Annotated in this window: 15 protein-coding genes; 5 read left to right on the top strand and 10 right to left on the bottom strand. The window is 42.1% G+C overall.

Annotated features, from left to right (window positions below):
• Positions 1-54: 54 nt before the first annotated feature.
• The 7 genes from I593_RS14665 to I593_RS14635 all read right to left on the bottom strand — a co-directional run bounded on the left by I593_RS14665 (position 55) and on the right by I593_RS14635 (position 7,671).
• A complete protein-coding gene (locus I593_RS14665) occupies positions 55-315 on the bottom strand; it encodes an HP1242/YdcH family protein (RefSeq protein WP_016168371.1) in 261 nt (86 codons plus the stop codon).
• A gap of 89 nt (positions 316-404) precedes the next feature.
• Positions 405-743 carry a chaperone modulator CbpM gene (locus tag I593_RS14660; RefSeq protein WP_016168370.1) on the bottom strand — a complete coding sequence of 113 codons (339 nt, stop codon included), beginning with the start codon at positions 741-743 and terminating at the stop codon, positions 405-407.
• Positions 744-753: 10 nt separating this feature from the next.
• Complete coding sequence (locus I593_RS14655) at positions 754-1,710, bottom strand: DnaJ C-terminal domain-containing protein (RefSeq protein WP_016168369.1); 957 nt, start codon at positions 1,708-1,710, stop codon at positions 754-756.
• A gap of 151 nt (positions 1,711-1,861) precedes the next feature.
• Positions 1,862-2,326 carry a DUF2147 domain-containing protein gene (locus I593_RS14650; RefSeq protein WP_016168368.1) on the bottom strand — a complete coding sequence of 155 codons (465 nt, stop codon included), beginning with the start codon at positions 2,324-2,326 and terminating at the stop codon, positions 1,862-1,864.
• 299 nt (positions 2,327-2,625) lie between these two features.
• Positions 2,626-3,501 (bottom strand): Hsp33 family molecular chaperone HslO, encoded by an 876-nt coding sequence (gene hslO, locus I593_RS14645; protein WP_016168367.1) that lies wholly within the window; start codon positions 3,499-3,501, stop codon positions 2,626-2,628.
• Between the two features lie 50 nt (positions 3,502-3,551).
• A complete protein-coding gene (locus tag I593_RS14640; RefSeq protein WP_016168366.1) occupies positions 3,552-5,393 on the bottom strand; it encodes a monovalent cation:proton antiporter-2 (CPA2) family protein in 1,842 nt (613 codons plus the stop codon).
• A 55-nt stretch (positions 5,394-5,448) separates the two neighbouring features.
• Positions 5,449-7,671, bottom strand: a complete 2,223-nt coding sequence (locus tag I593_RS14635; RefSeq protein ID WP_016168365.1) for a primosomal protein N' — start codon at positions 7,669-7,671, stop codon at positions 5,449-5,451.
• Between the two features lie 152 nt (positions 7,672-7,823).
• Here I593_RS14635 and gspF point away from each other — a divergent pair, with 152 nt between their 5' ends.
• The 3 genes from gspF to I593_RS14620 all read left to right on the top strand — a co-directional run bounded on the left by gspF (position 7,824) and on the right by I593_RS14620 (position 10,119).
• Positions 7,824-9,029 (top strand): type II secretion system inner membrane protein GspF, encoded by a 1,206-nt coding sequence (gspF, locus tag I593_RS14630; RefSeq protein WP_016168364.1) that lies wholly within the window; start codon positions 7,824-7,826, stop codon positions 9,027-9,029.
• A gap of 31 nt (positions 9,030-9,060) precedes the next feature.
• A complete protein-coding gene (gspG, locus tag I593_RS14625) occupies positions 9,061-9,498 on the top strand; it encodes a type II secretion system major pseudopilin GspG (RefSeq protein ID WP_016168363.1) in 438 nt (145 codons plus the stop codon).
• A gap of 276 nt (positions 9,499-9,774) precedes the next feature.
• Positions 9,775-10,119: a hypothetical protein gene (locus I593_RS14620; protein ID WP_016168362.1), complete on the top strand. Its 345-nt coding sequence runs from the start codon at positions 9,775-9,777 to the stop codon at positions 10,117-10,119.
• A gap of 72 nt (positions 10,120-10,191) precedes the next feature.
• On the opposite strand, the gene lnt is transcribed toward I593_RS14620, so the two are convergent.
• Positions 10,192-11,751, bottom strand: coding sequence for an apolipoprotein N-acyltransferase (gene lnt / locus I593_RS14615; RefSeq protein ID WP_016168361.1), 1,560 nt, complete (start codon positions 11,749-11,751; stop codon positions 10,192-10,194).
• Complete coding sequence (locus I593_RS14610) at positions 11,748-12,587, bottom strand: HlyC/CorC family transporter (protein ID WP_016168360.1); 840 nt, start codon at positions 12,585-12,587, stop codon at positions 11,748-11,750. The genes lnt and I593_RS14610 overlap by 4 nt, the downstream gene beginning before the upstream one ends.
• Positions 12,588-12,826: 239 nt before the next feature.
• Here I593_RS14610 and tusA point away from each other — a divergent pair, with 239 nt between their 5' ends.
• Entirely contained in the window at positions 12,827-13,084 is a 258-nt protein-coding gene (gene tusA / locus I593_RS14605) for a sulfurtransferase TusA (RefSeq protein WP_016168359.1), read from the top strand.
• Between the two features lie 83 nt (positions 13,085-13,167).
• Positions 13,168-13,695 carry a hypothetical protein gene (locus I593_RS14600; RefSeq protein ID WP_016168358.1) on the top strand — a complete coding sequence of 176 codons (528 nt, stop codon included), beginning with the start codon at positions 13,168-13,170 and terminating at the stop codon, positions 13,693-13,695.
• A 94-nt stretch (positions 13,696-13,789) separates the two neighbouring features.
• Here the strand turns inward: I593_RS14600 and I593_RS14595 are convergent, their stop codons facing one another.
• Positions 13,790-15,502: an electron transfer flavoprotein-ubiquinone oxidoreductase gene (locus I593_RS14595; protein WP_016168357.1), complete on the bottom strand. Its 1,713-nt coding sequence runs from the start codon at positions 15,500-15,502 to the stop codon at positions 13,790-13,792.
• Positions 15,503-15,513: the final 11 nt, after the last annotated feature.

Genomic DNA, 15,513 nt, shown 5'->3' with positions numbered 1-15,513 from the left:
TGCTAATGCACGTATAAATAGATGAATAAAGCGCAGTACATGTTCCGAACTCACTTAGATTTGTGAATTGGTATGATCTTGTAGTAGGCGATAAATTTCATCCTTGAGACGAAGTTTTTTACGCTTTAAAGCTTCAATGTCATCATTGATACGAGAGACAGGATTAAGTTCGCGTCGACAGATTTCCTGATCTAGTTCGGCATGTTCTTCGAAAATTTTCGCAAAGTGCGGATTATCCTGACGTAGTTGAGGAATAACTTCGCGGTGTTCAGGGAACATGAGTTTCACTTTCTTGTTACATTCTTTTGTTTTCATGATAACCGTATTTCTCTCAAGTGAATGATAAAAGAACAATAACCCGCTCAATGATGAATTAAGTTCAAGGAACGGGCTGTATATCGGATTTATGAGTCTTGTATATGCGCATGCCGAACTTGGCGACGAAGTTGTTGTACTTCATCAATCAGATCCAACATCATGGCAACTGCTGAAAAACTGGCATCAAAATCACGTTGTAAACGATAGGCTTTACGCGCACGTGTGACATCTTCACCAAAGAATTGATGAATTCGTTCTTCTGGGCGTGTCGGTAAAATATCGTATTCCAACAGTTGTAAAACCCATTCTGGGCTTTGACCACAGGCTTCGGCAAAGTGTTTTAAATCGAAACTACGATGTTCATCGACGATCTCTGCGGTGCTATAACCGTCGCAAATAATTTCTCGATAATGAATGGTTGTCATAGCGTTCTCCTTAAAGTTGTCGAGGCTTAAACTGCTTAAAGGCTTCAGCAAAAGCTCGGTAAGCTTGTTCTTGCTCAGCGTTTTGTGCAGGTGGATTCACAATGTTTAGAATTAAGAATAAATGCCCTGCTGTTTTATTGGGAATTCCTTGATTTTTTAAACGTAATTGTTGTCCTGTTTTTGCATTTTTGGGTAGGTTTACTTGAACTTTCGTGCCAGCAGGTGTAAGTAACTCAATTTGTTGTCCTAATGCGGCTTCCCATGGGGTCACAGGCAACGTGTAGTAAATGTCTGTACCTTCAACACGGTATTGATCTGTATCTTTGTAATAAATCTCGATATATAAATCGCCATTTTCACCACCACGGATACCAGTTTGTCCTTGACCTGCTAAGCGAATTTGTTGTCCTTCTTTCATCCCTTTTGGAATTTTGACTTCTAGGGTTTTGCGTTGTACTTCGGGTTCGCCATAGGCATTAATGCTTGGAATTTGCAGGGTAATTTGTTGAGAAGTGCCATGAAAGGCAACGTCTAAATCAATTTCCAGCTTGGCATGTTGGTCTTCACCTCTAAAAGATTGCTGTCTTTGTTTATATTGATAATTCCCTCCGCCAAAACCTGTTCCAAAGCGACCAAATAGGTCTTCAAAGCCTGAAAAATCGGATGTACTGCCTTGATTAAATCCTTGTCGATAAAATTGAGCATCATCAAATCCAGACGCGCCTGCTTGTCCCCCAAACCCTGAAAAACCTTCAGGATGATCTAAGATGAAGTCATATTCTTTTTTCTTCTCTTCATTGCTAAGTGTGTCATACGCAACGTTGACTTCTTGCATACGAGCTTCAGCATCACTTTCTTTACTGATATCGGGATGGTACTTTCGTGCCAGCTTTCGATAGGCTTTTTTTATTTGGTCAGGAGGAGCATCGCGTGGAACTCCCAGAATTTCATAATAGTTTTTAGACATACGTATTTAATAAAATTGATGGTATTTTAATCAATATTATGATGTCTTTGGGAAAGAGGGAAGTAGTGTAGAACTGTTCGTATTTGTTTCAAATTATAACAATAAGAAAAAGCCCACGGAGGGCTTTTTCTTAGTACGGTAGGGTTTTAATTTACTGGACTTTAATCCATGTCATCAGGCGGACATTCGAGGAGCCTGCCTCTTGAGCACGAACTTGCAGATATCTGGCTTCCTGAACTAAATGTGCTTCCGAAACATAGTACTGTCCTGAAAGTGGATCAAGAAATTTACCTTCAATATATTCGTTGTGTTTTTCAGGATTTTTCTTTAACCCTGATAAAATAGTTAAGCCGATCATCGGTTGATTTTTTAAATGGCCTGTACATTTTTGACAAGTAGTCAATTTCTCTTTGCCAGATAATGGGCGTATTTCGATCACTTGTGCGCTATAGACATTGTGCTGGTTTTTACTGATGATGACATCTGCCAGTGAGTGACCTGTACGATCATCCACGGTTTTCCATTTGCCAATCAGGGGGTCAGTGTTTGCTAAGCTGTAAGTACTGCACAGCAAAGTTGTAATGAAAACCGTACGGGAAAGAAAACGAATTCCCATGAAAAATTACCTCAGTGTATATCAGTTAAGTTTGAATGAATCACATATTAAAATGATGGATTTCTTATCATGAAGAGACGCAGTTCAACAAAAAAATTGTTATCTTCGTCACGCAATTTTAGCGTATCTTTTTATACGTTGAATATATCATATTGCTCCAAATGCACTGAAATCGGCGCTTTGGCATAGCAAGTGGACATGGAATGTTCTTAGAGCTTATCTATATTAAGTCGTAGAAAACTGCCTGTTGCATATCAATGGGCTGCATAACAACAGGCAGAGGCAAAGTTAATGAATGTTTAACTTAAATGTTCGCCGAATAAACCCAGAGCTTCTTCGGCTGTGAACTGATATTGGGTATTACAGAATTGGCAATCCATGGTAATTGGATTTTGATGTTCTAATGTTTCACGCACTGCTTCTACGCCAATTTGTTGTAAGGCATTAGCACAGCGATCTTTAGAACAGGTACAGCCAAATTTGAGTTGTTCAATTTCAGGTAGTCGCACATCTTCTTCATTGTATAGACGATACAGAATTTCATTGGCTGCTAATTCAGTGAGTTCATCAGCTTTTAAAGTTTCTGTGAGCATGGTCAGACGTGGCCATAAATCTTCATCAATCCGTTGCTGTTCTTCTTCACTAATGCGTGGTAGCAACTGAATGAGTAAACCACCTGAGCGTTGTGCTGTACTGGCCAAAACAATGCGGGTAGGAATTTGTGCAGAAAGATCATAATACTGCATCAAGCAGCCCGCTAGGGTCGTTTGATCAAGCGGTACAATCCCTTGATAACGCTCACCAAATTCAGGTTCAATGTTAATAAACAGAATAGGATTAGTCAGTGATTTTAGTACGGTGCTGCTGTCAGTTGCTGCTTGGAAACGAGGATCTTCTTCGTAGTCGGCTAAGGCACGAACTTCACCCAAATGGTTGCATTCCGCCATGGCCCATTTAAATGTTCCAGAGGCTTGAATTTGTAAGCTGATACGCCCTTTAATTTTTAGTGTACTGGCAAGCAAGGCCGTGGCACTGAGCATTTCACCCAGTAAAATTTGTACAGCTTGTGCGTAGTCACGTTGGGCAAGAATCGTTTGTAAGGTTGCTTCCAGATGAACGACTTCACCACGAACAGGGCAATCTTCAATATAAAAGCGTTGACGTATATCAGACATAATTTTCTCCAAAACCCTGCTTTAATGGTGGCGATATTGTAAAACACAAGTCATTTTGCTTCATCTCGTGTTACATCTATTCGGGTAGAATCTAAACCACGTTGTAAATTCACGCCTGTTTCGACTGCACGAATTTCTGTATCACGTTCAAACAAATGTTCCAGTTCAGCAAGGGCGTTTCGGTGCGACTCATATACCTTTTGTTCATCGGTATAGACGCATTGTTGCTGTTCCAAGAGCTGTTCATCATAATCGCGAAATAACTCAATACTTTTTTGGGCATCAGTATCACTAATACCTAAGTCACGTAAGGCCCGATACGCCATGCCGAGTGAAGATAAATAGGTTTCTCGCCAAATATGCTGCACACCCAAGTCACGTAATAAGTGTACATGATGTCGGTCTCGTGCTCTGACTAATAACTGTAACTCGGGGTAATTCAGGCGGATATGCCGTGCCACATTCATCGAGTCTTCAATATCATCAATGGCTAAAATAAACACCTTGGCCTGTTCAATACCTGCGGCTCTTAAAATATCAGGGTGGGTGGCATCGCCATAATACAAATGACCCCCATAGTTACGTACAAAATCGACTTTTTCTAAATTACTGTCGATGGCGGTAAATTTTTGATGTTGTAAATGCGCGACACGGGCAATGATTTGTCCAAACCGACCAAAGCCCGCAATAATCATGGCGGAGTGTTGTTCAGGAATATCATCATATTCAGGGACGGTAACAGGCGTAAGACGCGGCACCACACCTTGACGAATCACCCAATACAAAATCGGGGTCAACATCATGGAGATAATTACGATGAGGGTGATAGGGGCAATGCTGGCAGCAGAAATGAGTTGTTCATCTTGCGCTACGCTGAACACCACAAAGGCAAATTCTCCACCCTGTGCCAAACAACTGGCAAGCAGCAAGCTGTTGGGCCAAGAGACCTGATAATAGCGAGCAATCCCCGTAAGTGTCGTAAATTTAACCAGTAAGAGGAGTACTGCACCCGCCAGAATAAACACAGGTTGTTGCCATAAAATATGAATGGGAGTCAGCATACCTACCGTCATAAAAAATAGACCCAGTAGCAGTCCTTTAAACGGTGCAATACTGGCTTCCAGTTCATGTCGGAACTCGGAATCTGCCAATAATACTCCCGTTAAGAATGCACCTAGTGTGGTGCTGATATTGAGTAGATCCATCAACATCACCACGGCTAAAACAATAAATAAGCCCACTGCGGTGATCAGTTCATGTGCACCTGTTTTCGCTACAAAGCGGAAAAAAGGACGAATCAGATAGCGACTGAATAAAAACAGCCCGGTAAATGCTGCGATAATCGCAGCAAAATAGGCGATGCCATAATGCGTTGATTCCACACCTGCCAAAAGAGGAATCACGGCAATCAGAGGAATCGCTGCGATGTCTTGAAACAGTAAAATCGAGAAAGATTGCTGCCCATAACTGGTATTGAGTTGCTGCTTTTCTGTGAGTAGTTGTAATACGAAGGCGGTAGATGACAGCGCCAGTGCACTACCAATCACCAAACTGGCAGCAATGCCTTGTTGCAACACGAAAAACAGAATAGTGCCAATCACCACCGCAGTGATACCCACTTGCGCACTGCCCATCACAAAAATGGATTGACGCATCGTCCAAAGCCGTTGTGGTCGTAGCTCCAACCCAATTAAAAACATCAAAAGAATGACGCCAAATTCAGCAAGTTGTTGAATCGCTTCGGGATCATTGGCAATGTTCAGCACATGAGGTCCCAAAAGAATCCCTGTGATTAAATAACCCAAGACTGTAGCAATGCCGAATCGTTTCAGTAGTGGCACCACCATCAGCGCTGCACCTAAAAAAAGCGTGATTTGCAACAATAACGACATGCATCTGTCCTGAAATTAAAAAGTTGTGATGAATTGCTGAAGTACTGGTTTAGACTCAACTCAATTCCTGTGGGTCTATATCCAGACTGAGTTTCATGCTGGCAGGTTTGTGCTGCAACATGTTTTGCCACCATGCCCTCAAATAATAGTGCAAACGTGCTCGATCTTGGGAAAATAACACCATATGTGCTTGATAACGACCTGCTTTACGTTCCATCGGGGCGGGAATTGGTCCCCAGATATCGATGTTGAGTTCGGAAATCTGACGAAGTTGTTGTGCATGTTCAGTCAGATATTGCTGATTTTGTTCCTGACTTTTCGACTCACAGCGAATTAGCGCCGCATAACGATAGGGTGGGAACAATGCTTGTTGTCGTTCTTTCAACGTTTGACGGGCAAATTGTCGATAATCGCCATCCACTAAGGTGTGTAATAAAGGGTGTTCTGGGCGCAGGGTCTGTAAATAGACATCGCCTTTTTTCTCGCCACGTCCTGCACGTCCCGCCACTTGAACAATGAGTTGGGCAGTTCGTTCTGGTGCACGAAAATCGACACTAAGTAAGCCTGAATCAATATCTAAAATTGCCACCAAAGATACATAGGGAAAATGATGCCCTTTGGCGAGCATTTGTGTACCAAGTAAAATAATCGGTTCACTTTTTTGAATGCGATCATAAATTTTTTGCCAGCTACCGACACGACTGGTGGAGTCTCGATCGACCCGAATGACCTCAAATTCTGGAAAGAGTTCCTTTAAACTTTCTTCAACTTTGGCAGTCCCCATACCAATCGGTTTAAGTTCAGTATGATGACATTGCGGGCAATGATCTGGCATGCGATGAATGGTGCCACAATGATGACAATGCAAATGCTGATAAGGTTGAGTATGCAAGGTGAAATTGGCATCACAATGCGGACATTTCGCTTGCCAAGCACAACTTTCACAAATCAGTACAGGGGCATAGCCTCGTCGATTGAGAAAAATCAGTACCTGTTCTTTGCGCGCCAGACGCCTGTGCATTTCGTCCAGTAAAAACTGACTAAAACCATGCTGTTTGCGCCCGACTTTTAAATCCAAAATGTGCAACTTAGGCAACAGTGCCGTGCCTGCACGTTCATTTAATTCTAGTCGGGTCAGTTTACCTTGATCGGCCAGTGCATAACTTTCCATGCTCGGTGTTGCTGAGCCCAAAATAATGGGACAGTTTTCCAAATGCGCGCGATAGAGCGCGACATCACGCGCATGATAACGAAAACCTTCTTGCTGCTTAAAAGAGAGATCATGCTCTTCATCTAAAATGATTAAGCCTAGATTATGCAATGGGGTATAAATGGCAGAACGTGTGCCTAAAATAATCGAGGCTTTGCCCATTTGCGCACTTTGCCATGCTTGTAAACGTTTAGCATCTGTCAGCCCTGAATGCAGCAGGGCAATATGACAGTGAAAACGCGATTGAAAGCGACTAATGGTTTGGGGGGTCAAACCAATTTCAGGTACCAACACCAACACTTGTTTGCCTTGCTTCAAGACCTCGTACATGATTTGCAAGTACACTTCAGTTTTACCACTACCTGTTAAACCATCCAGTAAATAGGCATGATAAGACGAGAGTGATTTCAGTACCTGCTGAATGGCATGCTTTTGATCGGGGTTGGCGGTCAGTGGCATTTGCGCCAAACTCAGGGCTTGTGGGCTAAAATCTTTTTGTTCTAAATAAGCCTCACAGATGCCTTTCTTTTCCAAAGCTTTTAACGTAGCGGTTTCAATGCCCGCTAAATTCAAAATATTTTCTGAGGTACCCGCAGGGTGTAATTTTAAAATTTTATAGGCAAGTTGTTGTTTTTCAGAACGCTTGATTTTGTCCTCAGCATGTTGGTCTAGCAGACGCCACATATGGGCCAACAGATCATACGGTTTGCCTTGCCGTAATAAGGTCGGCAGAGCACTCTGCATCACTTCACCAATCGGGAATTGGTAATATTGTGCTGCCCATGTCAACAAAGTTAAAACTTTATTATCTAGAATGGCATCGTCATCTAGCAAAGCTTGAATGGGTTTTAGCTTAAACTTGGGATTCTCAGGAGTGTCAGGTGTGAGTTTTTGCATAACCACACCAATTAAATTTCGAGATCCGAAGGGCACAGCAACACGCGCTCCGACTTTCGCTTGCTCATAATCCTCTGCGGAAATCTGATAGTCGAAGCAGTCGTAAACATGGGCTGGAACGGCTACGCGAATCCGATAAGGCACGAAAGGGGGCGATACTGTGTTTGGCATAAAAGGGTCAAAGGTTCCAGCTGAATGTTCGTCGTGTGAAGTCTTGAGTTATGTTAGAGTGTGCAAATAAAATTTATATTGAAGAATATGAATGATTTTAGGGGTCAGACGCAACAGCGCTGAAGGAAATTTCGGAAAATTAGAGCATTACAATGCCTGCATATCAATTTACCGCCATTGATGCTTTAGGGAAGCAGCAAAAAGGCGTGCTAGAAGGTGATTCGGCACGACAAATACGTCAGCAACTACGTGAGAAATCACTCATCCCGATTAGTGTCGATCCTGTAGAACACAAAACCAAACAGCAGGGATCACGCTGGTTTCAAAAAAAGATTACCGCCTATGATTTAGCGCTGTTTACCCGTCAATTGTCGGTGTTGGTCGCTGCGGCGATTCCTCTAGAGGAAGCTTTGCGAGCGGTTGCCAAACAAAGTGAAAAAGCCCATGTGCAACAATTAATTGTGTCGGTTCGTTCCAAAGTTTTGGAAGGGCACTCTTTAGCCAATGCCTTGCAGCAATCAGGGCGTTTTCCCGAACTTTACCGCGCAACAATTGCGGCAGGTGAGCGTTCTGGACATCTGGATTTGATTTTGGAGCAATTGGCAGATTACACCGAGAATCGCTTTGCCATGCAAAAGAAAATTCAAGGTGCCATGATCTACCCAATTATTTTAATGTTGATGTCTTTTGCGATTGTGATGGGGCTAATGACCTATGTGGTTCCTGATATTGTCAAAACCTTCGATCAAAATAAAGATGCTTTGCCTTGGATTACAGTTGCTTTGATGAAAGCCAGTGCCTTTATTCGCGTGGCTTGGCCTTTTTTAGTGATTGCAACGGTAGTGGCAATCGTATTTCTGTTACGGTTTTTAAAGAGTACCGCAGGACATTATGCTTTTGATCGTTTAACACTCAAATTGCCATTATTTGGTAAGTTATCGCGTGGTATTAATTCTGCACGTCTTGCGAGTACTTTATCTATTTTGACCAAGTCAGGTGTACCGCTGGTAGATGCATTGCGTATTGGTGCTGCGGTCAGCAGTAACTGGGTGATTCGTGATTCGGTGGATTTGGCGGCTGAAAAAGTCACGGAAGGAGGCAACTTGGCCACTCAACTGGAGCGCAGTGGTTATTTCCCTCCGATGATGGTACAAATGATCAAAAGTGGTGAAGCCTCAGGTGAGTTAGATCGCATGTTGGAGCGCGCATCTACAATGCAAGATCGAGAAGTCACAACCCTAATTTCGACTTTATTGGCGTTACTTGAGCCGTTAATGTTAGTGCTCATGGCCAGTATCGTCTTGGTGATTGTGATTGCAGTGATGCTGCCGATCGTTAATATGAACAATATGATTTAAAGAATATAAAGATTGAAAAGTGAGTGGTTGAATGCAAGTGAATAAATATCAAACCAAACAATCCGGTTTTACTTTAATTGAAGTGATGGTAGTGATTGTGATTTTAGGGGTGCTGGCTGCGCTGATTGTACCGAATGTCATGGGACGTGGTGAGAAAGCCAAAGTGGACACTACGGTGATTACCTTAAAAGGGGTTGCGGGTGCACTGGATCAATATAAATTAGACAACGGTAAATACCCATCAATGCAAGATGGCGGTTTAGATGCATTAGTGAACCAACCCGCATCGGCAAAGAACTGGATGCAAGGGGGCTATGTTAAAGGCGGCTATCCAAAAGACAGTTGGGAAAATGATATTCAGTATATTATTCCTGGTGCTGAAGGTCGCGCTTTTGATTTATATTCATTTGGTGCCGATGGTAAAGAAGGTGGTGAAGGGACTGACGCTGATATTTATTATCAACCTTAATCAATATCACCTGAATTAATCGATGTAAATTATCACTTTATTTTATTGAATGACTCAATTAAAAATAAAGTGATAATCTTTCTTATTCATTTGTTTTAATATAAATATTTGAATTTTAATAATTAAATATAATAAATGGTTTTTGAGAGTTATAATAAGAATTATTCTTAACCGTAATGTTTACAAAAATTGTCAAGTATATTGATAAATAAACTTTTTATTTAAAAAAAACCTAGGATAATGATTTTAAGAACAAAAATGTGATGGGGGAATAGAATGAAAGCATTCGTTTTATCAGATGAAATCACCCAATTTCATTGGGCGATGCTGAAATCTATTCTATTGATTTTAACAGTATTGCCGATGATGCATGGGGCAGTGACTTTATGGCAAGGTGCCGAAGGCAGTAGCCAGATTATGATTGGCTTTTTTACCTTGAGTGTTATGAGTGCTTGGTTAGTGGTATGTTTTATGACTGCACTAAAAGCAACTGTCTGGCAGTCTCAAAGTCTCCATTCTGTCGTTGAGCAGAAAATCTTTCAGGCCTATCGTTATGTGCCGATGCTGTTTTTATCTAGCTTGATCGCTTATTTCGCGACTCAGTTTGCTTCAATCTTTTAATTAATTCTAGATTCCTGCGGTTTGATTCAACATCAGAATAAAAAAGGGAGATTTCAAAATCTCCCTTTTTTATTAGCGTCTGCTTTTAAATGAAACATCAACTTTTCGTGGGCGGAAGAACCAACCCATAATTAAAAGTAGTGCTGAAAATCCGAGGATTGGCCAGTCACTCAGACGAGTGTACAGTGTTTGACCCTGCATTGCAGGTAAATCACCCCGCAGTACTGCTTTTTGATCAATCGGCGCTTGGCGCACAATATGTCCTTGATGATCAATAAAGGCAGTAACACCAGTATTGGTGGCACGTATAAACCAACGACCATTCTCTTTGGCACGCATTTGTACCATTTGTAAATGTTGCCAAGGGCCTGCCGTACCTGTAAACCACGCATCATTCGAAACGGTCACAAGGAAGTCACTGTTGCTGGCATTCCGTCGCGTCAGATTCGGATAAGCCACTTCATAGCAAATTGCTGCTGCTAAATTATGCTGTTTGATATGTAGGGGTTGCTGATCGGATGCACCACGTGAAAAACCACTCATTGCAGGGTCATTTTGTAATGCAGGCAATACCCAACTCAGCATACCTGATAAGGGAATATATTCGCCAAACGGTACTAGACGTTGTTTTTTATACAATCCTTCGGATTGGCTGCCTAAAGCTATGATGCTGTTATAGAACATCGGGCTACCTTGCTGTTGAGATGCTTTTAAATCCCAATAGGGAATTCCTGTGACCCATCCCGTTCCCGTTTTTTGAGCTTGGACTTTCATGGCATCTAAAAATGGCTGAATGTCGGTTTGGAACATTGGAATGGAAGATTCAGGCCAAACGATTAAATCACGTCCCCATTCACTACGACTGAGTTCAGCATAAATCATTAAGGTTTGGGTTTGATATTCGGTCAGCCATTTCAAGTCTTGCGGAATATTGCCCTGAATCAGAGAAACCGAAAGTGGTTTTTCATTTTTAGGTTGAACAAACTGAAGTTGTGCAGCCCCCCAAGCTCCGAGCAGTAAAATCAGGGAAGGAACCAACCAGAATAGACGTTTGTTGAGGATTTCTACAATCGCGCAGGCCAAAAGGATGACGACGAAAGACACCCCGAATACACCAAATAGTGGAGCATAGCCGTCGAGGAAACGTTCGGTAAATGCGTAGCCGACAAACAACCAAGGGAAACCAGTAAATACCCATGTTTTCGCCCATTCAAAAAACACCCAAAGCGGGGCAAAAGTTAGAGGTGTTTCTGGGAAAAAACGACGGTAAATCCAAGTTTGTAGTGCAGTAAACAGCCCCATGACCAGTGCCATAATAGCAATCATGAGTACACTGAGCACGGCACTGGTATCGCCGTAGACGTGAATCGAGGTATAGAGCCAAAAAGCACCGACAAACCACAGTCCGAAGCCGTACCCCCAGCCAATCAAGAATGCTTGTTTGGCTGAACGCTGGCGTAAGCAGGCGTAGAGTAAGGCAGGGGAAAGTAGAGCAATCCACCAATAATAGTAAGGTGCCAAGGAAAAACTCAACATGGCACCCGAGCAAAGGGAAATAATAAAAGGTAAAATCATGGGTAGCTGTTTTTGTTGTTGTGAAGACTTCAACAGCGCATGAAAGTATGTTCTCATTTAAGGACAGCTCGAATCAGATGAATAGTACGTGCATCTGCTTCTACAATGGTAAATTCCCAATCTCCAATTTCAATCACTTGACCTTGTAAATCGCTCACTAAACCAATTTCTTGAAGCAACAAACCGCCCATAGTTTCTACTTCATCATCAGGAAAATCAGCATCTAAAAGATTGTTAAAGTGTTCAATTGGTGTAAGTGCTTGAACTAACCAAGTATTGGCCGTTTTTGGGTCATCATCAGGCACAATATAGGAAGCTTCTTCATCCACTTTGTCGTGTTCATCCTCAATTTCACCGACAATCTCTTCCAGAATATCTTCGAGGGTAACTAGACCAGATGTCGTGCCATATTCGTCAATCACCACAGCAATATGGGTCTGGGTGTTTTTCAACATACGTAATACTTGGTCAGAGCGAGCACTTTCTGGCACAAACAAAGGCTGACGCATGAGCATGCGAATATCGACTTTGCTGGCTTTTTCGGTCAAGAAAGGCAATAAATCTTTCGCCAATAAAATACCAACTACGTTATCGGGGTGATCTGATGAAAAAACAGGAAAGCGCGAGTGTGCTGATTCAATCAAGACATGCAAAATATCGAGTAATTCATCATCTTCTTGCAGGCTAATCATGGCTGTGCGCGGTGTCATGACTTCGCGGATTTTTGTCGCTGGAAGATCGAATACGCCTTCAAGCATCGCAACCGTATCTGGCTCTAAAAAACGACGTGAATCTTGTACGAGTTTGAGCAATTCGTCGCGAGTTTCTGGTGCAATTCCTAACCATTTTCTTAAGCCACGCATACCCCACGACGGGCTTGATTCATCGTGCATGATCTTTCCTAAAGATGCTAAATATCAAAAAATTATTTTCATCATACCTTAGAAAATGCAGATGTCTATGCAAAAAGTACAGCAAAATATGAATGTTATCGTCATCTTTTACTGAATTAAATAGACCTAAACTTTAAACGTCACACGTTTGCTTGCTCAACAGATAAGCAGGGTAAGTGCTGCTGTGTCATTTCGAGTTTATGTTAGAATAACGCTGAAAATGTATGAAGAGTTCCTTGATGTCTGAATCCTCTGTAACCCCGACCCTGCAATTAAATACCCGTGGATTACGTTGCCCTGAACCAGTAATGATGTTGCATCAAGCTATCCGTAAATCTAAATCTGGAGATGTGGTTGAGGTCTTCGCAACAGACAATTCAACTTCGTGGGATATTCCTAAATTTTGTATGCATTTAGGCCATGAGTTGTTGTTGCAAGAAGAACGCTTAGATGAAAATGGTAATAAAGAATTTCATTACTTGGTGAAAAAGGGCTAAAGCAAATGTCTTAAGCTTTAGTACATGGGTTTGAGTCGAATAACAACTAAAACAATTAATACAGCTCATTTTAGGACATAAAGATGAAAAGTATTCCTCTATGCTTAGGGTTTGCTATTTTTGCCTTATTCGGTTCAACTGCATGGGCAAAACCCTGTGAAATTCCAGTACAAACCATGAATGTTGCGGGTTTAAAGGTCGGGCAGAGTATCCGAGAGTTTCAAAAGCTTCACCCTACAGCGAAATCTGTGGTTTTAGGGGGAGATAATTACCAGTTAGAGTTTACTGATGGGACTGACGCTCAGATTAAAAAAACAGGTGTGAGTTCAGTTCAACATATTCGTTATGATCCAGATACTAAAGTCATCACTTCATTCAGTTTAAGTTTTCTGGATGGTCCTATGGCAAGTTATGAGACGGATTTGGATCTTTTTAAAAGCAGAATTCTTAAAAAATTTAAAGTTGCCCAGAAAGGTTGGGTGCAAGAGAAGAATAAATACACCTATCAATGTGATGATTATCGAATAGAGATTCATCAGGACTACGGTGCCGAGCATACAGCGATTGGACCAACAGTCATGGTGTTTGGTCAAAAATCGACGATGTTTTAATAAAAAACTCCCCTCAAATTGAAGGGAGTTTTGATGAAGAAATTATTTTGATTGAACAGCAGTGTCGAGACGAGCTCGACACTTTTTACTGATCTTACATATTAGGGTAGTTTGGACCACCGCCACCTTCTGGTGTTACCCATGTAATGTTCTGTGATGGATCTTTAATGTCACAGGTCTTACAGTGAACACAGTTCGCTGCGTTAATCTGGAAGCGTTTTGAACCATCATCATTTTCCATGATTTCATAAACACCCGCAGGGCAGTAGCGCTGTGCAGGCTCATCCCATTTTGGTAAGTTCACGTTCACTGGAATTGAAGCATCAGTGAGTTTCAAATGTGCAGGTTGGTTTTCTTCATGCACGGTGTTCGAAACAAAAACAGAAGACAAACGGTCAAAGGTCAATTTACCATCTGGTTTTGGATAGTTTGGTTTAAATGTTGCTGCATCTACTGTTTTTAATGCACTAAAGTCAGGCACAAGGTCATGTAGTGTAAACGGCACTTTAAACACGTTCTGGTCGATGAAATTGAATGCACCACCCATCCATTGACCGAATTTGTGCATCGCAGGGCCAAAGTTGCGGGCGTTATATAACTCTTCTTTTAACCAACTGTTGTTGAATTTTTCAGTATAAGCCGTGAGTTCTTTCGCGAAGAAGTCTTCACCTTCGGTTACACGGGCAATCGCCAGATCACCACCTTTTTCAACACCAGCTTGAATCGCTTCAAATACAGCTTCACCACACAACATGCCAGATTTCATGGCGGTGTGAGAGCCTTTGATTTTCGCGAAGTTCAGGAAGCCAGCATCATCACCAATTAAAGAACCACCAGGGAAAGTGAATTTAGGCAGTGAGTTGAAACCACCTTTAACCACGGCACGCGCACCATAAGAAATGCGCTTGCCACCTTCCAAATACTGTTTCACCAGCGGGTGAGTTTTCCAGCGTTGCATTTCTGCAAATGGGTACATGTGTGGGTTTTCATAAGATAAATCCACGATCATACCCAAAGTCACTTGGTTGTTTTCAGCATGGTATAACCACCAACCGCCAGAAGAACCTGTTTCGCTTAAAGGCCAACCAGCACCGTGCATCACCAAACCTGGTTTGTGTTTTGCAGGATCGATTTCCCAAAGTTCTTTAATCCCGATACCATAGTGCTGTGGGTCTGCATCTTTGTCCAAATTGAATTTGGCAATCAGACGCTTACCTAAATGACCACGACAACCTTCTGCAAAAATGGTGTATTTGGCATGCAATTCATAACCTGGGGTGAAGTTATGCGTAGGTTCGCCATCTTTACCAATCCCCATGTCACCTGTTTGAATCCCTTTTACAGTACCATCTTCATGGTAAAGTACTTCGGCTGCAGCAAAGCCTGGGAAAATCGAAACTTCAAGCTCTTCCGCTTTTTGACCTAACCAACGTACCACGTTACCTAACGAAATCACGTAGTTGCCATCATTGTGCATGGTTTTAGGCACCATCCAATGCGGTGCTTCCTGTGCTTTTTCAGGCGACATCAAGAAATAGGTTTTATCTTCCGTTACAGGAACATTTAAAGGCGCACCTTCTTCTTTCCAGTTTGGGAATAATTCGTTAATCGCACGTGGTTCTAGTACAGCGCCAGAAAGAATATGTGCACCGACTTCGGAGCCCTTTTCTACCACACAAACGGATAAATCAGATAAATTGTTTTCAATCGCAAGTTGACGAATTTTGATCGCAGCAGAAAGACCTGCAGGGCCTGCGCCTACGATAACGACGTCAAACTCCATCGATTCACGTTCGATGTGTTCCATGTAGGACTCCT

Source organism: Acinetobacter tandoii DSM 14970 = CIP 107469 (assembly GCF_000400735.1).
In the GTDB taxonomy this organism is placed as follows: domain Bacteria; phylum Pseudomonadota; class Gammaproteobacteria; order Pseudomonadales; family Moraxellaceae; genus Acinetobacter; species Acinetobacter tandoii.
This window is presented reverse-complemented; position numbering and strand designations above follow the sequence as displayed.